This window comes from uncultured Caulobacter sp. (assembly GCF_947036865.1).
Taxonomy (GTDB): domain Bacteria; phylum Pseudomonadota; class Alphaproteobacteria; order Caulobacterales; family Caulobacteraceae; genus Caulobacter.
In genome coordinates this window covers 1-23,665 of the sequence record NZ_CAMQSF010000008.1, presented here as the reverse complement: position 1 = coordinate 23,665, position 23,665 = coordinate 1, and the positions used below count along the sequence as shown (strand labels likewise).

Genomic DNA, 23,665 nt, shown 5'->3' with positions numbered 1-23,665 from the left:
GCATGACCCGCCCCAAGCGCGTCGGCGTCCTGACCTTCCATCGCTGCATCAACTATGGTTCGTACTGGCAGGCCCGACGCCTGGTCGAGGGCCTGAGGGCGCGTGGCCACGACGCCCAGCTGCTGGATCATCGCTCGCCGCGCGTGGATCGCGCGGAGTGGCGTTGCGCGCTGTCGCCCCACCTTCCCGCCCCGACCCCGGCCGAGGATCGGCGCGCCTATGCCGACAAGACACGGGCCTTCTTCGACGCCTTCGGGCGCCTACCGATGTCGAAGCCGTTCGACCTCAAGGCGCCCGCGCGCATGGATCGCCAGGATATCGTCGTGGTCGGCAGCGACGAGGTCTGGAACCTGCGCCATCCGTGGTACGGCGGCGAGCCGGTGTTCTTCGGCCAGGGGCTGAACGCCGACCGGATCGCGGCCTACGCCGCCAGCGTCGGCAATCACGGCGACGCGGGGCTGGACGACGGCCTCGCCAGTTTGCTGCGCGGTTTCGCCCATATCTCCGTTCGCGACGAGAACGCCCGACGACTGGCTCGCGGCGCTTTGGGCCTCGAGGCGCCGCGCGTGCTGGACCCCTGTCTGCAATTCGCCCCGCCGCGCGCCGCGTCGGCGTCATCGGGCGAGGTGATCGTCTACGGTCATGGCTTTCCCGCCTGGCTCCAGCGCGCGCTTAGCGCTTGGGCGGGGCGACGCGGTCGCCGGCTGTTGAGCTTCGGCTACCGCAACGCCTGGGCCGACGCCCAGACGCTGGACGCGGGCCCGGAGGCGTTCGCCGAGGCGATGGCCAGCGCCTCGGGGATCGTGACGAACTTCTTCCACGGCTGCGTCTTCGCCTTGGCCGAACGCAAGCCGTTCGTCTGCGTCGGCACGCCCTATCGCGCCGACAAGATCGGGGACCTGCTGACCAGTCTCGGGGCCGAGGATCGGCTCATCGGCGACGACGCCTCCCCCGACCGGATCGATCATCTGATGACCACGCCGCCGGAACCGATCGTCGAGGCGCGGATCGCGGCGTTGAGGGCGCGTTCGGACGCCTTTCTCGACACGGCGCTCGCCTAGCCCATGGATCAGCCCCATCAAGCCCTATCGCCGGACGAGGTGGTCCGCGCCGGCCTCTGCGTCGGCTGCGGCGGCTGCGCGGGCCTTCGCGCCGAAGCGCTGGAGATGAAGCTCGACGCCTTCGGCCAGTTGAAGCCCCGGGGACCGGCGGCCGAGGTCGCCAGCCTCGCCTTCGCCCGAACCTGTCCTTTCTCGCCCGGCGCCGCCGACGAGGACGCCATCGCGACCGCGCGGTTTCCCGCGGCCACGGGGCGAGACGAGCGCCTGGGGCGGCACGAGGCGACCTATATCGGCTATGTCGCCGAGGGCGACTACCGCGCCCGCGCCAGTTCCGGGGGCCTGGCGACCTGGACCGCCGCGACCCTGATGGAACGCGGCCTCATCGACGCCGTCGCCCACGTCGCGCCCGACCCCGGCGAACGCCTGTTCAGCTACGTGGTCTCTCGCAACGTCGACGCGCTGCGCGCCGGCGCCAAGTCGCGCTACTACCCGGTCGAACTTTCCGGGGTGGTGCGCGCCATCCTCGCCGCGCCGGGTCGCTACGCGGTGATCGGCGTTCCCTGCTTCATCAAGGCCATCCATCTGCTGCGCGCCCAGGACCCCAGGCTGGCCGAGCGGATCACCCACACGATCGCGCTGTTCTGCGGCCACATGAAGAGCGCGCGGATGGCCGAGAGCTTCGCCTGGCAGATGGACGCCCGACTGGAGGACGCGGAAGGCTTCGACTTCCGGCTCAAGATCCCGGACCAGCCCGCCAACTGGTACGTCGCCGCGATCGACCTGCCCGGCGGAGACCAGCGCCGCAAGCACTGGTGGGACATGGACGACGGCGACTGGGGCGCCGGCTTCTTCCAGAACTCGGCCTGCGACTGGTGCGACGACGTCGCCGGCGAGACGGCGGACCTGACGGTCGGCGACGCCTGGATCGAGCCCTACAGCGCCGATGGGCGCGGGCACAATGTGGCGATCGTCCGCGATCCGGCCCTGCACGTGCTGTTCGAAGAGGCCGCGGCCGATGGGCGGCTGGCGCTCACCCCGGCGACGGCGGATACGGTGGCCGAAACCCAGGCGGCGGCCTTCCGCCAGCGCCGCGAGGGCCTGGCCTACCGACTGGCCGTTACGCCGCCGGCCTTGCCTCTCGCCAAGCGAGTCGCGCCGCGGACCGACCTTCCGCCGCGTCGCAAGCTGATCTATAGCGCCCGCCGCCACATCGCGCGGACCAGCCATCGGTTGTTCTGGCTGGCCCGACGCCTGCGACGGCCCGCCCTCTATCGCGCCTGGGCGCGCAGCGTGCTGAGCGTCTACGTCGCCCTGGCCTACGGTCGAGGACGCCTCGGCAAGATCCTCGACCGCTGGCGCTGACCGGCCGCTCCGCCCGTGGACGAGCTTCGGCGCGCAAGGGTCGGAACCCTCTGGCCCGCTTTCGACAAGCGACGCGTCGAGATGACCTTCGCCGACCGTCCGGAGGCCTCTACGCAGCCTATGCCGAAGCGCCATGGCCCGCGCGAGCGGGTGGCGCGCCGATCTCGGCCCTCTCAAGCCTCGCGAGCAGCCGATCGTAGGTCGACTGTCGGATCGGCCGGCCGTCGCGCAGCGACCGCCAGGTCGTCTCGCTGACGCCCAGGACTTCCTGGAGCCAGACCTTGGTCACCGCCGGCAGCGCCTTGCGGATGACGTAAACCTGTTCGGGATCGACAAGCACCATGTTCATCATTGATCTCCCGCGCGTGGCGTCAGGGCGGCTCAAGCCGTCGGCGAGCGGCGCCCGCCGACGGAAGACTGGGGACTAGGGCTTCAGGGTTCGGGCGCGCAGATCGGCGGAGCCCTTCAGGGCCAGGTTGTCGGCGGCCGCGCCGACGCCGACCTGATAGGCGCCCTTGTCGAGCACCCAGCGATTGGTCTTGACGTCGAAGCGACCCAGGAGCCGCGCATCGGCGGTGAGCGTGACCTTGCGCGTCTCGCCCGGCTGGAGCTCGACCTTGTCGAAGCCGATCAGCCGCTGCGTCGCCTTGCCGGGCGCGCCGGTCAGATAGACCTGCGGCGCGTCCTTGCCCGTCCGCTGCCCGGTGTTGGTCACGTCGAAGCTGACCGTCAGGGTCTCGCCGCCCGTGACCTTGAGATTGCCGTAGGCGAAGCTGGTGTAGGACAGGCCGTAGCCGAACGGGAAAAGCGGCTTCTGACCGCTGGCGGCGAAGCGCCGGTAGCCGATGTCCGCGCCTTCCGAATAGACGACGTCGAAGCGCGTCTTCTCGGGCGCGCCCAGACCCGGCAGCTGGGCGCGGGGATACTGGTCGATCGAGGCCGGGAAGGTGATCGGCAGGCGGCCGGACGGATTGATCGCCCCGAACAGCACGTCGGCGATCGCCTCGCCGCCCTTGACGCCGGCGTACCAGGCCTCCACGACCGCGCCGGCGTCGGTCAGCCACGGCATCGAGACCGGGCCGCCGGTCTGCAGCACCACGACGGCGTTGGGATTGGCCGCGACCACCGCGGCGATCAGCGCGTCTTGGCCGTTCGGCAGCGAAAGGTCGTAGGCGTCCTCGCCTTCGCCCATCCACTGGTTGCCGAACACGATCACGACGTCGGCGGCCTTGGCGGCGGCGACGGCCGAGGCGACATAGCGGCCATCGTCGAAGGTGACCTTGGCGCCCGGCGCGGCCTTGCGGATCGCCGCCAGGGGCGAGGAGCCGTTGAAGTACTGGCTGCGGAACGCCCCCATCATGCCCTCGCCGCCCAAGGGCACGACGCGCTTGGCGCCGCCAGGCGGCACGACCTGAGAGGAACCGCCGCCCGACAGCACGCCCGCGTCGGCGTGGCCGCCGATCACGGCGATCGTCTTGGCGGTCTTGGCCAGAGGCAGAAGCCCCGAACGGTTCTTCAGCAGCACGATGCCTTCCGCCGCCGCCGCGCGGGCGACCTCGGCATTGGCGTCGTAGTCGATCGCGCCGCCGGGGGTCACCGGCTTATCGAACAGGCCGGCGGCGAACATCGAGCGCAGGATGCGCCGCGTCGCGTCCGACAGACGCGCGGCGGGAACCTCGCCCTTCTCGACCGCCGTCTTCAGGGGCTCGCCGAACCAGACCTTGGCGTCAAGCTGCTCGCCCGACTGCTGGTCCAGGCCCCTGAGGATATAGTCGGTCGCGTGGACCGCGCCCCAGTCCGACATCACCCAGCCCTTGTAGCCCCAGTCGCGCTTGAGCACCGCGTTGAGCAGGTGATTGTTGCCGCAGCTGTAGTCGCCGTTCACCAGGTTGTAGGCGCACATCACCGCGCCGGGCTGGCCCTTCTCGATGGCGATCTGGAACGCCAGCAGGTCGCTTTCCCGATGCGCGGCCTCGTCGATCACCGAATTGGCGAAGTGGCGATTGGTCTCCTGGCCGTTCAGCGAGAAGTGCTTGATGGTCGAGACGACGCGCTGGGCCTGAATGCCGCTAATCTGCGCCGCCGCCATATTGCCGGCGAGCCAGGGATCTTCGCCCAGATACTCGAAATTGCGGCCGTTGCGCGGGTCGCGGGCCAGGTTCACGCCGCCGGCGAGCTGGACGTTGAACCCCTTGGCGCGCGCCTCGCGGCCGACGACCGCGCCGCCCTCGTAGGCCAGCTTGGTGTTGAAGGTGGCCGCCAGGGAAAGGCCCGAGGCCAGCGCGGTGGCGCCGTCGCCCGGCCGCACGCCCAGAGGATTGGTCACGCCCAGGCTGGCGTCGCTCTCATTGACCGCCGGCACGCCCAGGCGCGGAACGCCCGGGATGTAGCCGGCCGAACCGATCGCGCCGTCCGGCTTCCTGATCCCGAAGATCGGCATCGACATCGGTCCGTGGACGAGGCCGATCCGCTCGTCGAGCGTCATCTCCTTCTCCAGCAAGGCCGCCCGTTCGTCCGGCGAGAGCTTCACGTTCATCCAGGGCCGGTCGGCGGCTCGCGCCGGGACGGCGAGCGCCAGCACCGCGAGGCTCGCATTGAGGGTGAGAAGTCGGGACGCGGTGATCATCCTTCGCCGTTCCAAGCTGGTGGGGACGCGGGACGAGCGTTCAGCGGGCGCCGCGACCTCGTGGTCGCGCGGACGCGCCGTTTCGTTTCCTCCGGCCTCCCCGATTGAGGCCCTTGCCGCGCCTAGGTCTTCGCCCCGGATAACGACAACGTTGTCGTATGCCTCTACGACAACGTTGTCTAGCCCACGGACCGTTGATAACGCTGTCGGCCGCCAGGGTCTTGCAAGGCGTCGGGCGGCGGAAGCTTCAGCCCCGTGGCGGGGCCGCCGAGCCTCGGACAACGAGGCGGTAGTCGAGCTTCTGTTCGGTGATCTGCTCGCGGAAGCGCGCGTCGCCGAAGCGCTTGACCAGCATCTCCACCGCCGCCTCCGCCATTTCGGCCGTGGGCTGGTGCACCGTGGTCAGCCGGGGCCAGGACATCTCTCCGGCCGGGGCGTTGTCGAAGCCGACGACCGAGAGCGCCTCGGGCACCGCGACCCCGTGCTTGGCGGCGGCGGCCAGCACGCCCAGCGCCATCTCGTCATTGCCGGCGAAGATCGCCGTCGGCCGCGGGTCGAGCGCCAGCAGCGCCTCGCCGGCGTAGAAGCCGGACAGGCCGAAGAAGTCGCCGGGAGCGATCCATTCGGCCGGCACGGCGACGCCGCGCTCGCGCATCGCCTGGAGGTAGCCTTCGCGCCGCTGCACGGCGGCGCGGTGATCGGAGGGACCGCCGACGAACGCAATACGGCGATGTCCCATGTCCCAAAGCCCCAGCGTCTGTTCGCGCGCGGCCTCCAGGTCATCCATCCAGACGAAGGGCGCCCTGCCCGGCTCGGTGTTGGGCGCCATGCGGACATAGGCGACGCCGGCGGCCTCGACCGCCGCGAGCACGTCCTGATCATCGCAGAGCGGTGGCGTCAGGACGACCCCGTCGAACGCCACATTGGCCAGCACGGCCGCGAAGGCTTCCAGGTCGAAGCGGCCGTCGGCGGCCTCCACCTGCTCGACCACCAACTGGTAGCCCGCCCGGCGGGCGGCCCGCAGCGCGCCCGCCTGCACCTCGCCGACATAATGGTGACTGACCAGCCGCAGGAAGATGACGCCGATCAGATAGCTGCGTCGGCTCGATAGGTTCCGAGCCGAGGCGTTGGGGCGATAGTCGTGCTTGTCGATGATCGCCTGGACGCGCGCCCGCACCTCGGCGCCGGCCCCTTCCTCTCGGTTGATCACCCGCGAGACGGTCTTGATCGACACCCCCGCCTCGCGGGCGATGTCGACGATCGTCACGCCTTTACGGTCATTCCTGGCCATCCGCTCCCTCTAGCAGGAAACGCCCGGCGGACGAGTCTCTCGCGCGGCGAAAGGACGACCGCGCCGATAAAAATAGCGGCGCGGCCTGAAGCCGCGCCGCCCGCCGCCACGGCGGCAAGGGTCTCTGGGGGAGGAAGATCCAGAGAAGAGAGCCGTCGATCAGAAGCCCATCCGCGCGCGGACGCCGACATAGCGCCGGGAATTGCGCGGCAGCAGCTGGGCCACGGCGCCGGCGTTGGACGAGCCGGTGTAGCCCAGCGACGTGGCGTAGTGCTGGTCGAACAGGTTGTTGACGAACAGGGCGACGCGATAGTTGGCCTCGTCGCGACCGGCCACGCCCAGGCTGGCATTGACCACGCCATAGGCCTTCTGGCGCGAGATCGGCGACCCCAGCAGGTCCAGCATCACCCCGCTCTGGTGGGTGTACTCGGCGGTGACGAAGCCATCGAAGGGCATGCTCGGCATCGAAACGTCATAGACGCCCGACAGCGAGTACTTGAACTTCGGCGAGTTGGCCAAGGGCTTGCCCGAAAGGTCCTGGAAGTTCGCGCCGCCCACCGGACGGCAGCCCTGGGCCAGGGTCTGGTTGGTGTAGCACGGCGCGTTGGCGAACTCGCGGATCGTGGCGTCGGTGTAGGCGGCGGAAGCGTCGATGCGCAGCGCGCGGACCGGCTTGGCCGAGGCCTCGACCTCCACGCCCTTGCTGCGCAGGGAGCCCACGTTGCTGAGCTGCGGCACGATGGTGCCGTCGGGCTGGGTCACCCCGCCCTGGGCCTGGAAGTCGGTGAAGTCGGTCAGGAAGCCGGTGACGTTCAGTTGCACGCGCTTGTCGAGGATGCGGCTCTTCAGGCCCAACTCGTAGGCCTTGCTGGTCTCCGGCCGGACCGGCTTGGCGGCGCGGCCGGGGTTGAAGCCGGTGCTGATGTCGAAGCCTTGTCCCTTATAGCCCGTCGAGAACGAGGCGTAGGCCATGACGTCGTCTGCCAGATCCTGGCGCAGGGCCATCTTGTAGGTGACGTGGTCGTCCTTGGACTTGCCGGCGCACACCGACAGGCAGCTGGCGTTGTTGGCCGGCGGCGAGGCGGTCGGCGTGCGGTTGATGAAGGTCGCCTCGATGGCTTCGTGGTTGAAGCGCACCCCGCCGTCGAGGTGCGTGCGCTCGCCGACGTGGTAGGTCATCTGGGTGAAGGCCGCCAGCGTGCGGGTTCCGGCCGTCGCCGCCCAGCTGGTGGCCGCGTTCGGCCCGCGCGAGAACGAGCGGTCGGAGTCGCCATTGGCGTAGAACAGGGCGAACAGATAGTCGAGCTTGCGGGCGCCGCTGGAGACCAGCCGCAGCTCCTGGGTGAAGTTCGTCGAATGGAACGGGCCGCCGGCCGTCGAGCCGGTGGGCAGGACGCTGGTCGGGTCCGCCGGGTTCAGCAAGGTCGGCGAACCCAGGGTGTCGAGGTCCTCCAGGAACCGGAACCGCCAGTCCTGATAGCTGGTGATCGAGACCAGGTTGGCGCCGCCCAGGTCCAGGCTGGCGCGACCGGTCAGCATGGTCTGCTTGCTGGTGTTCTTGGGCTCGGTGTCGAGGCGGATCTTGTAGTTGTCGTCGCCCGGCGTCAGCCCGACGGCCGAGAGGGCCAGCGGCGCGCCGAACGCGGCGGCGCCGGGCTTGATGCTCTGGAAGGTCCGCACCTGGCCGTCGGTCTTGGTGTTGGTGTGCGAGGCCGTGAGGCTGATGTTCAGATTATCGGTGGGATCCAGCTCGAGGCGCGCCCGCAGGCCATAGGCGCGCTCGCCGTTCAGCTTGTGACCGGTGTTGAGATTTTTGATGTAGCCGTCGCGGTCGCCATAGAAGGCGTTGAGGCGGAAGCCGGCCTTGTCGGAGATCGGTCCCGAGACCATCCCCTCCACGCGCTTCTCGCCGTCGCTGGTCAGGGTCCCGCCCACCGAACTCGTCAGGGTCTTGGTCGGCTTCTGGGTCACGATATTGATCACGCCGGCGGCGGCGTTCTTGCCGAACAGCGTGCCCTGGGGCCCCCGCAGGACTTCGAGGCGGGCGATGTCGTTCAGGCCCGAGAAGGCCTGGGCCTGCTGCAGCAGCGCCACGTCGTCGACCACGACCGCGACGCTGGGCTCGATGCCGATGCTGAACGAGAAGGTGCCGATCCCGCGCAGATTGATGCTGTTGCCGGTGGCGTTGGTGTTCTCGGTGACCGTCAGGCTGGGCGAGACGCGGACCACGTCGGTGACCTGCGCCACGTTGCGGGCTTCCAGCTGCTCGCTGGTGACGGCGCTGACGGCGACGGGGACGTCCTGCAGGTTCTGCTCGCGCTTCTGCGCGGTGACGACGATTTCCTCCAGCGCGGTGTTCTGGTCGGCGGCGCGCGGCGCGGCCTGCGCCCAGGCTTGGCCCGCCGTGGCGATCATGGCGACGCTCGCCATCCAAAGAAGACGCCTGTTCATTTCCCCTCCAATTGTTCTTACGCCGGTCTGTCCGGTCGCACTCGGTCTGTCTGACCAATTCTTGGGTGGTTAAAAATCGGGTCAACCTCTTTTTGCCTGACATCTTCGCCGCGCCAGGGCACAATCGCGGAGGATCGCGAGACGGTGGCGGCGACCGCCCGACCCCGCGGCGAAGGGAGGATGACGATTGGCAGCGCGCGCGAAGGGCGGAGCGGATCGGGCGACCGTCGACGACGGCGCCATCACCGGCGATCGCATCTATCAACGGCTGGCCCGCCACATCTTCGACGACCTCTTGGCCGGACGCTACGCGCTCGGCAGCCGCCTGCCCGCCGAGCGCGAGCTGTGCGCGGAGTACGGCGCCAGCCGACCCGCCGTGCGCGAGGCGCTGATCGCGCTGGAGGTCCAGGGCTATATCGACATTCGCGTCGGGTCGGGCGCCTATGTCCGCAAGCTGCCAGGCCGAGAAGATCACCCCGGCTTCGCCATCACCGCGTTCGAGTTGACCGAAACCCGGCTCGCCTTCGAGGGCGAGGCGGCCGCCTTGGCCGCGAAGCACGTCACCGACGACGAGGTGGCCAAGCTTGAAGGTCTGCTCGAGGCGATGACCGAGGAGAACCTCCGCGCCCAGGTGACGGAGGACGCGGACCGCGAATTTCACATGACGATCGCCCGGGCGACGCGGAACGCGGGGATCGTGCTGATGATCGACGAACTCTGGCGGCTGCGCTCCACCTCGCCGGCCTGCGCCCTCCTCCACGACAAGGCCCGCAGCGCCAAGATCCGCCCCGTCGTGGCGGAGCATCGCCGCATCGTCGAAGCCCTGAAAGCCCGCGATCCCCAGGCCGCCCGGACCGCGATGCGCGCCCACCTCGCCGCCGTGATGGACCACCTGCTGTTCACGACCGAGGAGATGGCCCTGGAAGAGGCCCGCCGCGCCGCCGCCGGCGTACGCGCGCGGTTCTCGATGGCGGCCGACGAAACCTGACTGACCAATTTCTAAAATTGATCTGGCAGATTTGATCGGATCCGCTAAGCTTCCCTCAAAGTCGCCGTCGAGCGACGCGCGGGGAGGCTTGCCGATGAAACGATTGCTCCTGGCCACGACCCTGGCCGCCCTCGTCGCGCCCGCGGCGTCTGTCGCCGCCCCCGCCCCTGCCAGCCCGGTCAGGGTCGAGACCTCGCTGGCCCAGGACTGGCGGTTTCGGCAGGACGACACGCTGACCGGCGTCGAGCGCCCCGACTTCGACGACAAGGATTGGAGCCGCGTCAGCGTTCCCCACACCTGGAACCGTGTCGGACTCTATCTCCCCGGCCCCGTCCAGCGCCTGCACGCGGCCAAGGACATCAACAAGGTCCAGGGGATCGGCTGGTACCGCCTCGCCTTCGCCGCGCCCAAGCTGGACGGCCGGCGCGCCTACCTGCAGTTCGACGCCGCCAGCCGCGCGGCCAAGGTGTGGCTGAACGGCGTCTATCTGGGCGAGCACCAGGGCGGCTTTTCGCGGTTCCGCCTGGACGCCACAGACGCCCTGCGGTCGGACGGCCAGAACCTGCTGGTCGTGCGCACGGACAACAGCAAGCCCGCGCCGGGCTCCTCGACCGCCGACAACCTGCCGCTGACCGGCGACTTCTTCGTGCATGGCGGCCTCTATCGGCCGGCCGTTCTGGTCCTCACCAACGCCGTCCACTTCGACATGCTCGATTTCGGCGGCCCCGGCGTCTACGCCCGCGCGAGCGCCCTGACGGCCGACAAGGCCGAGATCCAGGTCCGCGCGCGCTTGCGCAACGACCTGGCCAAGGCGACGCCGGTGCGCGTCGCCGCCCGCCTCTACGACGCCGCGGGAAAGCTGGCCGCCGAAGCGAGCGCCTCGGCGGTGCTGACGGGAAAGGCCGGTCGTGAAGCCGAGCTCTCCCTGGCGTTGGGCAACCCGCATCTCTGGAACGGCGTGGCCGACCCGTATCTCTATCGCCTGGAGACCGAACTGATCGGTCGCGACGGGAAGGTTCTCGACCGCGTCTCCACGCCGTTCGGCGTGCGCCAGATGGCGTTCGATCCCGACAAGGGCTTCCTGCTGAACGGCAAGCCCTATCGCCTGCACGGGGTGGGCTATCACCAGGATCGCGAGGGCAAGGGCTGGGCCGTTTCGCCGGCCGATATCGAAGAGGACATGGCCATCCTGCGCGAGATGGGCGCCAATACCCTCCGCCTGACCCACTACCAGCACGGCCAGACCATCCACGATCTGGCGGACAAGTACGGCTTCGTCCTGTGGGACGAGATCCCGCTGGTCTCAGCCTGGACGATCGGCGGCGCCATGGAGCCGACGCCCGCCCTGGTCGAGAACGCCAAGCAGCAGCTGCGGGAGCTGATCCGACAGAACTACAATCACGCTTCGGTCGCCAGCTGGGGCATCGCCAACGAGGTCGATTTCGGCAATTCGTTCCCCGCCTTCCTGACCGGCTACAAGGACGGCAAGGCCCCTGATCCCATCCCGCTGCTGAAGGCGCTGAACGCCCTCGCGCGCGCGGAGGACCCGGCGCGCCCGACGGCGCTGGCGACCTGCTGCGAAGGCCGGGTGTTCGCCCCCGGCGTCGACGTGCCGACGACCGCCGAAGCCGCCGATCTGGGCGGCGCCAACCGCTATTTCGGCTGGTACTTCGGCGCGGCCGACGACCTGGGCCCGCACCTCGACGCCTTGCACGCCAAGCGTCCGCGTCAACCGCTGTCGGTGACCGAGTACGGGGCCGGCGGCGGCGTCACTTTGCACACGGACGATGTGCTGGGCGGCCCGGTCGACTCGCGCGGACGGACCCAGCCCGAGGAGTATGAGAGCTACATCCACGAGACCGCCTGGGCGGCGCTGTCCCAGCGTCCCTATCTATGGGCCTCCTGGCTGTGGAACGCCTTCGACTTCGGCACCACGATCCGCCACGAGGGCGACGCCGACGACATCAACACCAAGGGCCTGGTCACCTACGACCGCAAGATCCGCAAGGACGCGTGGTACTTCTACAAGGCCAACTGGACGACCAACCCGACCGTCCACATCAATGGTCGCCGCTATGTCGATCGCGCCTATCCGATCACCGACGTACGCGTCTATTCGAACGGCGCGACCACGGACCTGACGCTGAACGGCCGGTCGCTGGGACAGCGCGCCGACTGTCCCGGGCGCGTCTGCGTGTGGCCCGCCGTGCGCCTGGCTCCCGGCGAGAACGTCCTGGTCGCGACGGCCGCGTTCGACGGGCGCAAGGTCGAGGACCGGATCACCTGGCGGCGTCCAGCCGAGCCCAACGCCCCGATCCGCATCGACGCGGGAGCGCTGATCGGCGCGGGCAAGAAGGCGCGGTTCGGATCGGACGCCTTCTTCCAGGGCGGCGAGGCCCTTTCGGCCAATACGCCCGCCGACTACGGACGCCCGGAGGTGCGCGCCGCCATAACCGGGACCGACGAGGTCGACGTGGCCACGAGCTACCGCCAGGGTCGGTTCGTCTACGCCATTCCGGTCGCGCCAGGCCGCTACAGCGTCCGCCTGACCTTCGTGGAGCCCAAGCTCGCCGCCGGCGAGCGGCGCTTCGACGTCGTGGCCAACGACACGCCGGCGCTCAAGGCCCTGGACGTCGCCGCCGAGGCGGGCGGCGCCCTCAAGGCGCTCGACAAGACGTTCGAGGTCGAGGCGCGGGACCAGGGACTGACGCTGCGCTTTATCCCGATCAAGGCCGACGCGATCGTCTCGGCGATCGAGATCACGCCGCTCGATCCGGCCAAACACTGAAACGCCATAAGAAAGGTCCGAGCGGACGGCGGAGCGGCGCGATGAGCGGCCTCTCCAAGGCCGCCGGGCCTTCCGGGGACCACACGGCGCCGGCGCCGCTTGTCGCCCTGACCTGGCGGCTCCAGCTCGCCGACGCCTGAGGCCACGCGACGCGGGCGGCCCGAGGCGACCGATCACGCCCCGGTCGCGGCCGCGATCGCCCAGGACATGGGCGCATTTTTCACGCTCCGCCTAGCCGCCTTGGACGCGCCGCCTGGCTCGGCGTCCGCTCCAGCTCGGGCCTTCGCCCCGCCGCGCGGTCGACCGTCCGGACGATGTCGCCACCTGCCCCCTTGCCAATAGATAGTTTTTATTATCGTATTTGCGAAAGCAGTCGCAGTACTGGGTGAGATGGGGAGTTAGGCATGAAGTCAGCTTGGCTGATGGGCGTATCCGCCTGGGCGATCTCCGGTGGTCTCGCCGCCGCGCAGTCGACCGTAACGTCGCCTCAGGACGACACCGCGATCGCGGAGATCGTCGTGACCGCGCAAAAGCGCGCCGAGAACCTGCAGGACGTTCCCGTCGCGGTCACCGCCCTCACCGCCGACACCCTCGCCGCGCGCGGTGTCAACAACGTCCTGGCGCTCAACAACATGGCGCCGGGCATGCGGATCAGCGCCAACGACGCGGCCGCCAATCCCAAGATCTATATTCGCGGCGTCGGGCTCAGCGACTTCAATCCCAACGCCTCCAGCGGCGTCGGGGTCTATGTCGACGGCGTCTATATCGGCTCGCCCCTCGCGCAGATGGCCGGGTTCTACGACCTGGCGCAGGTCGAGGTGCTGCGCGGCCCGCAAGGCACGCTCTATGGCCGCAACACCAACGGCGGCGCGATCAACATCACCACGAAGCGCCCGACCCAGACCTTAACCGCCGACGCCTCGGTGGAATACGCCACCTTCAACGCCGTGACGGCCGAGGCGGCGGTGGGCGGCCCGATCATCGCCGACAAACTCGCCTTCCGCGCCGCCGGCCAGTGGGTCAAGGACGACGGTTACACCTACAACCGGGTGACCGGCCACGACGTCAACGCCGCCGACCACTGGGCCGGCCGGCTGTCGCTGCTCTACACGCCGACCGACAAATTCGAGATGCTGACCCAGGTCAGTCGCTACGTGAACCGGGGCGACGCCATCGCCCCGCAGCACCGCGCCCTGTTCCCGTCCACGGCCGCCGCGACCGGACCCAACGGCCTGTGCGCGCCCAACGCCTATGCCAGCGGCGCTTGCGCGGACCTGCTCGGCTATGCCGACACCGACAACAACAGCCGCGCCCTCGACGCCAATCTGGAGGGGAAGGACAAGGTCGACCTGTTCGGCGCCTCCAACCAGGCGACCTGGACCTTCAAGGGCGTGCAGCTGGTCTCGGTGACGGCCTGGCAATGGGCCCACCGCAACGACATGGAGAACACCGACGGCAGCCCGGCCCGGATGCTGGAGATCAACTACCGCTCACGTCAGCATCAGTTCACCCAGGAGCTGCGCCTGCAGTCCGACAATCCGTCGGGCCGCGCCAATTGGGTGCTCGGCGCCTACTTCATGGACGAGACGGTCCGGGACAACACGCGCCAGGACACCCTGCGCGACCTGCGCCCGCAGTTCATCACGCCGGACAACCCCACCGGCCTCAGCCCCGAAAACAGCGTCGCGGTGTTCGGCTGGCCATACACCCAGACCACCAAGGGCTACGCCCTCTTCGGCCAGGCCGACTACAAGCTGACCGACAAGCTGACGGGCACGGTCGGCCTGCGCTGGTCAGCCGACGACAAGCACATGAACTATCGCAGCCAGATCGAGGACGGGCTGATCGTCCTGCTGACCTCGGACCAGAAGAAGACCTTCTCGGCGTTCTCGGGACGGCTGGGCCTGCGCTACGCGCTGAGCGACGACGCCAACCTCTACGCCACCTATAACCGCGGCTATAAGAGCGGCGGCTTCTTCGGCGGCCTGGCCACCACGCCGGCGGAGGTCGAGCCCTACGACAACGAGACCCTCGACGCCTACGAAGTCGGCGTGAAGTCCGAGTTCCTGGATCGCCGCGTGCGGCTGAACGTGTCGGGCTTCTACTACGACTACAAGAACCAGCAGGTCTTCGCGCAAGCGCTGCGCAACGGTCTGACCGTGCTGGTGCTGGACAACGCCGCCAACTCCAAGGTCTACGGCGGCGAGGCCGAGATCACGGCGCGGCCGATCCAGCCCCTGACCCTGACCGCCGGCGTCTCGCTGCTGCACGCCAAGTACGGCGACTATTTCAGCGAGGGTCAGGACTTCACCGGCAACTGGCTGCCACAGTCGCCCAAGGTGACCTTCAACACGTCCGCGACCTATGTCGCCCCGCTGGCCAACGGCGCCTCGATCGTCGCCAATGTCGACGCCAACTATTCGTCCAAGGTCTATTTCGACAACTCGAACGCCGAGCGGCTGTCGCAGGACGCGGTGTGGATCGCCGGGGCCCAGGTCAGCTGGCGCTCGCCGGACCAGAAGATCGAGGCGGGCGCCTTCGCGCGGAACCTGTTCGACAAGACCTACGTCGTGTCGATCTCCAACATCGACAGCCTGGGCGAGGACCTGCTCAGCATGAACCGCCCACGCAGCCTGGGCGTCTTCCTGCGATACCACTACTAGGCGGCGGTTGGTCGGCGGCGGGCATTCTTGCTATCACCAGCGCATGGCAAGAAGCACCGCCGCCAAGACCGCTATTCCCAAGACCGACACGCCGTCGCTCGACACCAAGTCTCGGCCCTCGCGCCGGCGCGGCAAGGACACCTTCGAGGCGATCCTGACCACCGCCGGCGAGTTGCTGGCCGAGGTCGGCTTCGAGCGCCTGACGACCAACCTGGTCTGCGAGCGCGCCGGCCTGACGCCGCCGGCCCTCTACCGCTACTTCCCCAACAAATACGCGCTGCTGAAGGAGTTGGCGCACCGGCTCATGGACGCGCAGGACAAGGTGGTGCTGGCCTGGCTGGAGGACGGGGGGACCAAGGCGTCCTCGCTGGAGGAGTCGGTCGCCAAGAACCGCGACCTGCAGAAGCAGATCAACGCCATCACCCGCGACTTCCCCGGCGGCGACTGGATCCTGCGGGCGCTGCGGGCGCTGCCGATGCTGCAGGAGGTGCGGACCACCTCGCGCGACATGGTCGCCCAGGCCCTGTTCGAGATCCTCAAGACCGAGAACCCTCACGCCAGCGAGGATCGCCTGCGCACGGCCACGCGCCTGACGACGCAGATGATGTACGCCGCCACCGAAATGGTCCTGGAAGAGCCCGACCAGGACGAGGACAAGATCAACGAGGAGCTCTGCTGGATGGTCGGTCTCTACTACCAGCACCTCACGCGGGCGACTTCGGCCGCAAGAAGCTGATCAGACTGAGGGCCAGGGCCAGGCAGACCGCGGACAGGATCAGCGCCCGGCGGACGGGACCGTCCCCCACCACCAGCGACGCCGCCAAGGGCCCCGCGCTGCTGCCCAGGAGCTGAGCCGCGCCCAGCTGCATCGAGGCGCGGCGGGTCGGGTCGATGCGGATCAGCAGCAGGGTCTGGAACGGCAGGGCGAACAGCCACAGGAAGCCGAACGCGGCGACGCAGGCCACGAATACGAGACGCCCAGGGCCGCTCCACAGCACCGCCAGGATCAAGGCGTTGATCGCGCCGACGCCGAGCAACAGCCTCGCGGGCGGAACGCGGTCGCCGACCAGGGTGGCGGTCGCCCCGCCCAGGACCTGCAGCCCGAGCGCCAGGGCGATCGCCATCCCGGACTCGCGCGGCGAAAGGCCCGCCTGGGCGGCCAGCGGTTCCAGATAGACCCAAAGGGCGACGATGAAGGCCATCCAGAGAAACACGGCGGCGAGCCCCGCCAGGGCGGGAACGGCCAGGCGTCCGCCTTCCTCCGTCTTCGGCAACGGCGCCAGGCGATCGGGTCCCGCCAGCGCCGCGACGGCGGCCAGCACCGAGATCGCGGCGAGGGAGGTCAGGGCGCCGTTGACGCCGCCATGGACCATGACCGTCGCCGGTAGGGCCGCCGCCAGCACCAGCTGGGCGAAGGTCTGCACGGTCACGAACACGCCCGAGGCCCGCTCGGGCCGCGAGGATCGCGAGATCACCCCGATCGCCAGCCACAGCATCACCCCCGCGCAGGCGCCGGCGAAGGTCCGCGCCAGGATGACCTGCCCGCCGCTGACCAGGGTCGTGGCCATCATCGCGCCGGCGTGGAGCAGGCAGGTCAGCCCCATCTTCAGCCGGATGTTGGTGGGCTTCAGGAACGCCGCCGCCAGGCCGGCGGCGACGCCCAGAGCCATCAGCTCGGCCGTGGCGGCCAGCCCGATCTGGGCGGCGCTGAGCCGCCCTTCCCGCTCCATCGCGCCCAGGATCACCGGCTGCAGCCCGGCGATCAGCAGGGCCGCCACGCCGATGGCCTGGCCGATGGCCGCGTCTTGGCGGGACGGCGCGGCGACCGGGCTCGCACTTGGGGCTGTCGCGTCCATCACGGCATCGGTCATCCGCGCTGCCCGTACGACTTGAAGCGTTGCAGGATGCGGATCATCTCGTCGTCCGCCAGCAGGGTCGGACCGCCGATCGCCAGCGTCCCCCAATAGACGGCGGCCTGCTCCTCGACCTCCTCGGCGATGGCCAGGGCGTAGTCGAGGTTGGGCGCGGCGACGATCTGGCCGTGATTGGCCATCAGGGCGGCGTAGCGGCCGTCCAGCGTGTCGACCACGGCGGCCGCCAGCTCTTCCGAGCCGAACGTGGTGTAGGGCGCGACCGGCACGCTGGCCCCGCCGCCGACGGCGACCATGTAGTGCACCGCCGGAATGGGCTTGTTGGCGCACGCCAGGATGGTGGCGTGCCGCGAATGGCAGTGGACCACGGCGCCGACGTCCGGCCGGCGATCCAGAATCCCCTGGTGCATCCGCCATTCGCTGGACGGCTTCAGCGCCGCCGCCGCCGTCGCGCCGTCCGGCTGGACCAGCACCATGTGCTCGGCGGTCAGGCGCGAGGCGGGAATGCCGCTGGGCGTCACCAGCATCGCCTCGCCGCAGCGCGCCGAGACATTGCCGGAGGTGCCGCGATTGAGGCCTCGCGCGTCCATGGCCCGCATGACCTCGGCCATGCGCTGGCGCAGCGCGCTCTCGTCTTCGCTGGCCATCACGCGGCCTCGCTCAGGCTCATCTGGCGCATCGCCGCCTCGGTAGCCTCGAAGCTCTCCAGCTTGCCCAGAGTGGCCAGGCCCTGCGCCACCAGCGCCGCGGTGGCGGTGGCGAACCGCGCGGCCTCCAGCGGCGGCCATCCGCGATCGAGGGCGGCGATGAAGCCCGCGCAGTAGGAGTCGCCGCAGCTGGTCGTGTCGACGGGCTTGATGGCATGGGCCGGCAAGGTCGCGCGGACGCCGTCCAGCACCACCACCGAGCCTCGCCCGCCGTTCTTGATCACGCACCCGCCCGCGCCCAGGTCGCGGAAGACGTCGGCGGCGGCGAAGAGGTCTTCCTGGCCCGTCAGGAATAACGCCTCGGCGGCGCTGGGCATGAAGTAGTCGACATCGGGCAACAGCCGCTTCAGTTCGTCCATCGCCGAGGCCTGGGGCGAGATCAGATCGCAGGTCACGATCGCGCCGGCCTCGCGCGCCGCCTTGACGACCTCCGCGCCCGGCCCGCCATCCAGGCGCGGCCCGCCGATCCCTGCATAATGCAAGACGCGCGAGGACCGGGCCGCCTCCAGCGCCGCCGGCGTCGCCGCCGCCAGCATGCCCGCCCCGAGGGCGTGGAAGTTCGGCCGACGCCCCGCCGAGTCGACCGCCAGCACGGTGGTCGAGCTCGGCAGGCCCGGAAGGATCTCCAGCGCGGCCAAGTCCACCCCTGCTTCATCCAGCGCCATTCGGATGAACCGGCCGACCAGATCGTCGCCCACCGCCGAGGCCAGCCTGACCGAGAGGCCCAGCTTGGCGGCGACCAGGGCCGCCCCCGCCGCCGTTCCCGCCGGCGCGCAGGCGATCCCCTCGATCAGCGTGGTGCCCTCCCCCTCCGGCAAGGCGTCGATGGCCCGCGCCACCACGTCCAGGGTCGTCAAGCCAATGCATGTCAGGCCGGTCTTCATCGCCGTCTCTCCCCATGTTGACAGCCAGTATGCCTCAGCCATTATGATAGTCAAAACTATCTTATCGGCGAGACGCTCGACATGACCTGGACCAACAGTAAGGACACCACGCTGCGCGAGCGCGCCATGGCCGTGATCCCCAACGGCATGTACGGGCACCAGTCGGTCATGCTGCTGCCGGACGACTATCCGCAGTTCTTCGACCGGGCCCAAGGCGCCTATCTCTGGGACGCCGACGGCAACCGCTATGTCGATTTCCTCTGCGGCTATGGCCCCAACCTGTTCGGCTATGGGCATGCGGGCATTGACCAAGCCTATGTCGACCAGATGAAGCGCGGCGACACCATGACGGGTCCCGGCCCGGTCATGGTCGAACTGGCCGAGACCCTGGTGGCCCAGGTCAGCCACGCCGACTGGGCCATGTTCTGCAAGAACGGCACGGACGCCACGACCATGGCGATGATGATCGCCCGCAACTTCACCCAGAAGAAGACCATCGTGCTGGCCAAGGGCGCCTATCACGGCGCTCAGCCCTGGTGCACGCCGCTGAAGAACGGCACGACGCCCTCGGACCGCGCCCACCAGGTGTTCTACGAGTACAACGACGTCGAGAGCCTGGAGGCCGCCGTGCGCGAGGCGGGCTCGGACCTGGCGGCGATCTTCGCCTCGCCGATCAAGCACGACACCTTCGTCGATCAGGAGCTTCCCGACCCCGAATACGCGCGGCGCGCGCGAGAGCTGTGCGATGAGCACGGCGCCCTGCTGATCGTCGACGACGTCCGCGCCGGTTTCCGCCTGGCGCGGGACTGCGGCTGGTCGCTTGTCGGCGTGAAGCCGGATCTGTCCAGCTGGGGCAAGGCGATCGCCAACGGCCATCCGATCTCGGCCCTCCTGGGCGCCGATATCGCGCGTTTCGCGGCGGCCACCATCTACGCCACCGGCTCCTACTGGTTCTCCGCCGCGCCGATGGCCGCCTCGCTGGCCACCCTGAAGCTGATCCGCGAGACCGACTATCTGGAGCGGACCATCACGCTGGGCGAGCGCCTGCGCTCGGGACTCGGCGAGGCCGCCAGCCGTCATGGCTTCGGGTTGCGTCAGACGGGTCCGGCGCAGATGCCGCTGATCATGGTCGATGACGATCCCACCGGCGCCAAGGGCTACTTCTGGAACAACGCCCTGCTCAAGCGTGGCGTCTACTTCCATCCCTGGCACAACATGTTCATGACCAGCGCCATGACCGACGCGGACATCGATCACGCCATCGAGGCCGCCGACGACGCCTTCAAGCTGCTCAAGGCCGCGGGCCCGCTGGAGCCCGTGGCCAAGCTGGAGTTCCTCCACGCCGTCGCCGGCTGACGTCCGCGGCGCCGAATCCAGGCCGTCAGACCAGGCCTCGGCGTATCAGCAGGGCTTCGATCGTCATGGCGAGTTCCTTCACCGGCGCCTGTCGGATCGGCCGACTATTCCGACTCGTCTCGGCGACAGGCCCCGGCGATCCAGGCGGCGACCTCGGCGCGGCACGCCGAATAGGCGGCTGTGGCCGCCTGAAGCTGGGCCGAGAAGCGTCTTTCCAGCTTGGGATGGCCCTCGGCGAACAGGCCGGGGATCTGTTCCCGCGACGGCGCGGCGGCGGAGCCCTCGCCGGCGCTGATCGCGGTGAGGATGCCGATCGCCTCGACATCGTCAGCCTCGGTCCAGCCCGTGGCCAGCGCGGCGCGCCACGCCTTGAGCTGGCACAAGGCGGTCAGGACCTCGGTCAGGCCAGCCCCGGCCTCGGCCAACGGCCAGGCCGCGGCTTCGGCCACTTTTCCCAGCAAGCCCGCCAGCCGATCATCGCTGTCGCCTAGCTGGACGGCCTCGCCGCGCAACCGCCGCCACAGCGCCGGATCCTCGACGCCGTCGCGGTGCGCCTCCAGAAGGCCTTCCAGGACCGGCGACGCCGCCTCCGGCCAGGGGCGCGAGGCGAGCAACATCCAGCCCAGAAGCCGGGTTTCGTCGGAGACGTGGCCCCAGGCGGGATCCGCCGGCGGGACGCGTAGCTGCGCGCGCAACGTCCGCATCGCCGGCGTCAAGGCGCTGGCGGTCATGCGGATGCGCCGCCCTCGACGGCCTTATCGAGCATGATCGCCAAGCGGGTGCGGCTCTGGCCGCCGACATGACGGGCGAGCTGCTGGCCGCCGCGCCGAACCACGAGGGTCGGCACGCCGCGCACCTCGAACTGCCGGGCCAGGCCGGGCGAGGCCTCGATGTCGATCTTGGCGACCGCCACGCTGTCGGCGTACTCGCGGGCGATGTCCTCGACCGCCGGCGCCATCGCCTTGCACGGCCCGCACCAGCTGGCGCTAAACACCAGCATCTGCAAGCGCTCGCCCGAGACGGCGTCGATCGGCTCCAGGGTTTCGCCCGAGATGACGGTGATGTTTTCAGCCATGGCTCTGTCTTTCGTTACGCGATTAGCGGGATGAGGCGGCGGCGCCGCCGACCATCATCTCGTCGATGCGGATGGTGGGCTGGCCGACGGCGACGTCGAGATGCTGGCCCTGCTTGCTGCAACTGGCGACGCCGTCGTCGAGGCGGAGGTCGTCGCCGACCATCGAGATATGCCTCAGCGCCTGGTGACCGACGCCGATCAGCGTGGCGCCGTCCACGGGCGCGGTGACGCGGCCGTTCTCGATCAGCCAGGCCTGGGTGGTCGAGAAGTTGAAGCGGCCGGTGACGGTGTCGACCCGCCCGCCGCCGAAGGCGGTCGCGTACAGGCCATTCTTAACCGAGGCGACGATGTCGGCCGGATTGTCCCCACCGCCGACCAGGAAGGTGTTGGTCATCCGGGGCATCGGCAGGTGGGCATAGGATTGGCGGCGGCCATTGCCGGTGGGCCGCATGTTCATCAGGCCGGCGTTCAGGCGATCCTGCAGCAGCCCCGTCAGAACCCCGTCCTCGATCAGCGGGGTGCGCTGCCCCGGCGCGCCCTCGTCGTCGACGCCCAGGGAGCCGATGCTGCCCGGGATCGCGCCGTCGTCGACGACTGTGACGCCGGGCGCGGCGATCCGCTGACCCAGCTTGCCGTCGAAGGCCGAGAGCTTCTTGCGATGATGGTCCGCCTCCAGGCCGTGCCCCACCGCCTCGTGGAACAGTACGCCGGGATACCCAGGCGCGAGCACGATCGGCATTGTTCCGGTCGGCGCCGGACGGGCGTCGAGATTGATGATGGCCATGTCGACCGCCGTGGCGACCATCGCCGCCAGCCTCTCGTCAGACAGATCCGCCAGGCCGTGGCGGCCGCCCAGGCCCGCCTGGCCGCGGGCGCGCCGCCCGCCGGCCTCGGCGACGACATCGACGAACAGCTGAGCGGTCGGCCGGATGTCGGCGGCGAGGCGGCCATCGAGATCGGCGACCAGGATGGCTTGGTCGACGATCCTCAGAACGGCGTTGACGCGGACGATGCGCGGATCGGCGCCGCGAGCGCGCGAGTCCACAACATCGAGGATCGCGATACAGGCCGCCGCGTCGCCGGCCGCGTCCAGGTCGATCGCCGGATAGAGCTGATGGGCGGGCGCCGGCGCGGCCGACGGCGCGCTCGCCTGACCGCCCTCGCCGCCGTCGAGGGCGCGCACCGCCTCGGCCAGGGTGGCCAAGGCGGCGGGGTTCATCGCGGCCGAATGGGCGAAAGCGACCTGGGCTCCGCGCGCCGACCGCGCCCCGACGCCCTGGTCGATCTGGAAAGATCCGCCCACGACGCGACCGTCCTCCAAGCGGAAGGTCCGCGAGCGCTTCGACTCGAAGAAGAGGTCGGCCAGGCTGACTCCCGCCGTGGCCAGGGCCCCCAGCGTTCGCGAGAGATCCGAGAGCTCCAGACCGGCGGGCGCCAGAATGCGGTTGCTCACCGCCACGAAGGCGGCGTCGGCGTCGGCCGTCATGCCACGCCTCCGATCTGCAGCCCGTCCACCAGGAGCGATCCCGTTCGGATCGCGCCGGCGCGGTGGATGTCCTCGCCGACCGCCGTCACCGCCCGCAGCATGTCCTTCAGATTGCCGCCCACCGTCACGTCGGTGACGGCGTGGACGGGCTCGCCGTCCTCGATCCAGGTTCCCGCCACCGCGTAGGTCCAGTTGCCGGTGACCGGATCGGCCGCGCCGCCCATCAGCCGAGTCACGACGAGGCCCCGGCCCATCAGGCGTCTCAGGGCCTCCAGCGAACCGCCGGGAGCGCGGCTGGACAGGCGCAGGTTCCAAGGACCGTCGGCGTTGCCCGTCGAGACCATGCCCAGCTGCCGCGCCGAGCGGGTCCGCAGGAAGTAGCCCTCGACGACGCCCGCGTTCAGGATCGCGCGGCGCCGCCCGGCCACGCCTTCGCTGTCGAAGGCGCCGCTGGCCAGACCATAGGGCTCGGACGGATCCTCGGTCAGGTTCAGGTGATCGGCCGCCACCGTCCGCCCCAGGGCGCCGGGTAGAAAGGTCGCGCCCCGATATTGCGACGCGCCCGACAGCGCCCCCACCAGAGCGCCGACCAGAGCCGTGGCCACCCGCGCCTCGAAGATCACCGGGCCGCGGTGCGTCGTCACCGCGCGCGCGCCGAGCCGTCCGACCGCGCGTTCGACCGCCCGCGCCGCCAGAGTCTCCATGGACTCCAGGGACTCGAAACGGCGGTCGACGCTCTCGGCGGTGTCGTTGGCGGCGCCGCCGGCGTCCCGCGCCAGCGCGACCGCCCAGATATTGTGGACCGAGGCGAGCTGGCCTCGCCGGAACCCGGTCGACGTCGCCAGGGCGGTCGCCACCTCGCTGGACGATACCCCGGCCGCGACCGTCTCGACGCCTGTCGCCGGCGCGGGGCGCGCGGCGCGGATCAGCGCGTCGCCGCGCAGGGCCATCGCCCGCAACGCCGCCAGGTCATGGGTCGCCGGCGCGCCCAGCGGCGGCGAAGGGGCGTCGGCGGCCATCTGGTCGGGCGACGGCGGCAAGCCCTCGGGATCCTCC

The 23,665-nt window shown here is 69.8% G+C and carries 18 protein-coding genes; 7 read left to right on the top strand and 11 right to left on the bottom strand.

All coding sequences use genetic code 11. From position 1 onward, the window contains the following. The first annotated feature begins 2 nt into the window (after positions 1 to 2). Together Q0V34_RS07295 and Q0V34_RS07290 are read left to right on the top strand one after the other, a co-directional pair. Positions 3 to 1,061, top strand: coding sequence for a polysaccharide pyruvyl transferase family protein (locus tag Q0V34_RS07295; RefSeq protein WP_297509937.1), 1,059 nt, complete (start codon positions 3 to 5; stop codon positions 1,059 to 1,061). A 3-nt stretch (positions 1,062 to 1,064) separates the two neighbouring features. Beyond that, positions 1,065 to 2,423, top strand: a complete 1,359-nt coding sequence (locus Q0V34_RS07290) for a Coenzyme F420 hydrogenase/dehydrogenase, beta subunit C-terminal domain (protein WP_297509935.1) — start codon at positions 1,065 to 1,067, stop codon at positions 2,421 to 2,423. A 118-nt stretch (positions 2,424 to 2,541) separates the two neighbouring features. Here Q0V34_RS07290 and Q0V34_RS07285 read toward each other — a convergent pair whose 3' ends face one another. The 4 genes from Q0V34_RS07285 to Q0V34_RS07270 all read right to left on the bottom strand — a co-directional run bounded on the left by Q0V34_RS07285 (position 2,542) and on the right by Q0V34_RS07270 (position 8,791). Beyond that, positions 2,542 to 2,772 carry a hypothetical protein gene (locus tag Q0V34_RS07285; RefSeq protein WP_297509934.1) on the bottom strand — a complete coding sequence of 77 codons (231 nt, stop codon included), beginning with the start codon at positions 2,770 to 2,772 and terminating at the stop codon, positions 2,542 to 2,544. 75 nt (positions 2,773 to 2,847) lie between these two features. Continuing rightward, positions 2,848 to 5,049, bottom strand: coding sequence for a glycoside hydrolase family 3 protein (locus Q0V34_RS07280; RefSeq protein ID WP_297509932.1), 2,202 nt, complete (start codon positions 5,047 to 5,049; stop codon positions 2,848 to 2,850). A 247-nt stretch (positions 5,050 to 5,296) separates the two neighbouring features. Then, the gene (locus tag Q0V34_RS07275; RefSeq protein WP_297509930.1) at positions 5,297 to 6,340 is read right to left on the bottom strand and encodes a LacI family DNA-binding transcriptional regulator; all 1,044 of its coding nucleotides are present in this window, start codon (positions 6,338 to 6,340) and stop codon (positions 5,297 to 5,299) included. A gap of 159 nt (positions 6,341 to 6,499) precedes the next feature. Further along, on the bottom strand, positions 6,500 to 8,791 hold the full coding sequence (locus Q0V34_RS07270) for a TonB-dependent receptor (protein WP_297509928.1): 2,292 nt from the start codon (positions 8,789 to 8,791) through the stop codon (positions 6,500 to 6,502). A 187-nt stretch (positions 8,792 to 8,978) separates the two neighbouring features. Between Q0V34_RS07270 and Q0V34_RS07265 the strand changes: the two genes are divergently transcribed. The 4 genes from Q0V34_RS07265 to Q0V34_RS07250 all read left to right on the top strand — a co-directional run bounded on the left by Q0V34_RS07265 (position 8,979) and on the right by Q0V34_RS07250 (position 15,966). Then, positions 8,979 to 9,779 (top strand): FadR/GntR family transcriptional regulator, encoded by an 801-nt coding sequence (locus Q0V34_RS07265; RefSeq protein ID WP_297509926.1) that lies wholly within the window; start codon positions 8,979 to 8,981, stop codon positions 9,777 to 9,779. 94 nt (positions 9,780 to 9,873) lie between these two features. Next, the gene (locus Q0V34_RS07260) at positions 9,874 to 12,567 is read left to right on the top strand and encodes a glycoside hydrolase family 2 TIM barrel-domain containing protein (RefSeq protein ID WP_297509924.1); all 2,694 of its coding nucleotides are present in this window, start codon (positions 9,874 to 9,876) and stop codon (positions 12,565 to 12,567) included. Positions 12,568 to 12,971: 404 nt separating this feature from the next. After that, the gene (locus Q0V34_RS07255; RefSeq protein ID WP_297509923.1) at positions 12,972 to 15,230 is read left to right on the top strand and encodes a TonB-dependent receptor; all 2,259 of its coding nucleotides are present in this window, start codon (positions 12,972 to 12,974) and stop codon (positions 15,228 to 15,230) included. A gap of 43 nt (positions 15,231 to 15,273) precedes the next feature. Then, positions 15,274 to 15,966, top strand: coding sequence for a TetR/AcrR family transcriptional regulator (locus Q0V34_RS07250; RefSeq protein ID WP_297509921.1), 693 nt, complete (start codon positions 15,274 to 15,276; stop codon positions 15,964 to 15,966). Here the strand turns inward: Q0V34_RS07250 and Q0V34_RS07245 are convergent. Genes Q0V34_RS07245 through Q0V34_RS07235 form a run of 3 tightly spaced genes read right to left on the bottom strand, consistent with a single transcriptional unit; the run spans position 15,935 to position 18,692 of the window. Further along, complete coding sequence (locus Q0V34_RS07245) at positions 15,935 to 17,101, bottom strand: MFS transporter (RefSeq protein ID WP_297509919.1); 1,167 nt, start codon at positions 17,099 to 17,101, stop codon at positions 15,935 to 15,937. The genes Q0V34_RS07250 and Q0V34_RS07245 overlap by 32 nt on opposite strands. Then, positions 17,098 to 17,748 (bottom strand): class II aldolase/adducin family protein, encoded by a 651-nt coding sequence (locus Q0V34_RS07240; protein WP_297509916.1) that lies wholly within the window; start codon positions 17,746 to 17,748, stop codon positions 17,098 to 17,100. Before Q0V34_RS07240 ends, Q0V34_RS07245 begins: the two co-directional genes overlap by 4 nt. After that, positions 17,748 to 18,692: a carbohydrate kinase family protein gene (locus Q0V34_RS07235; RefSeq protein ID WP_297509913.1), complete on the bottom strand. Its 945-nt coding sequence runs from the start codon at positions 18,690 to 18,692 to the stop codon at positions 17,748 to 17,750. The genes Q0V34_RS07240 and Q0V34_RS07235 overlap by 1 nt, the downstream gene beginning before the upstream one ends. A gap of 81 nt (positions 18,693 to 18,773) precedes the next feature. Here Q0V34_RS07235 and Q0V34_RS07230 point away from each other — a divergent pair, with 81 nt between their 5' ends. Then, the gene (locus Q0V34_RS07230) at positions 18,774 to 20,048 is read left to right on the top strand and encodes an aminotransferase class III-fold pyridoxal phosphate-dependent enzyme (RefSeq protein WP_297509910.1); all 1,275 of its coding nucleotides are present in this window, start codon (positions 18,774 to 18,776) and stop codon (positions 20,046 to 20,048) included. Positions 20,049 to 20,152: 104 nt separating this feature from the next. On the opposite strand, the gene Q0V34_RS07225 is transcribed toward Q0V34_RS07230, so the two are convergent. The 4 genes from Q0V34_RS07225 to Q0V34_RS07210 form a co-directional block, all read right to left on the bottom strand. Next, positions 20,153 to 20,779 (bottom strand): hypothetical protein, encoded by a 627-nt coding sequence (locus tag Q0V34_RS07225; RefSeq protein WP_297509908.1) that lies wholly within the window; start codon positions 20,777 to 20,779, stop codon positions 20,153 to 20,155. Beyond that, positions 20,776 to 21,123: a co-chaperone YbbN gene (locus Q0V34_RS07220; RefSeq protein ID WP_297509906.1), complete on the bottom strand. Its 348-nt coding sequence runs from the start codon at positions 21,121 to 21,123 to the stop codon at positions 20,776 to 20,778. The genes Q0V34_RS07225 and Q0V34_RS07220 overlap by 4 nt, the downstream gene beginning before the upstream one ends. A gap of 22 nt (positions 21,124 to 21,145) precedes the next feature. Beyond that, positions 21,146 to 22,609 carry a metallopeptidase TldD-related protein gene (locus Q0V34_RS07215; protein ID WP_297509902.1) on the bottom strand — a complete coding sequence of 488 codons (1,464 nt, stop codon included), beginning with the start codon at positions 22,607 to 22,609 and terminating at the stop codon, positions 21,146 to 21,148. Continuing rightward, a partial coding sequence (locus Q0V34_RS07210; protein ID WP_297509900.1) for a metallopeptidase TldD-related protein occupies positions 22,606 to 23,665 on the bottom strand: 1,060 nt, incomplete at its 5' end. The genes Q0V34_RS07210 and Q0V34_RS07215, both read right to left, overlap by 4 nt.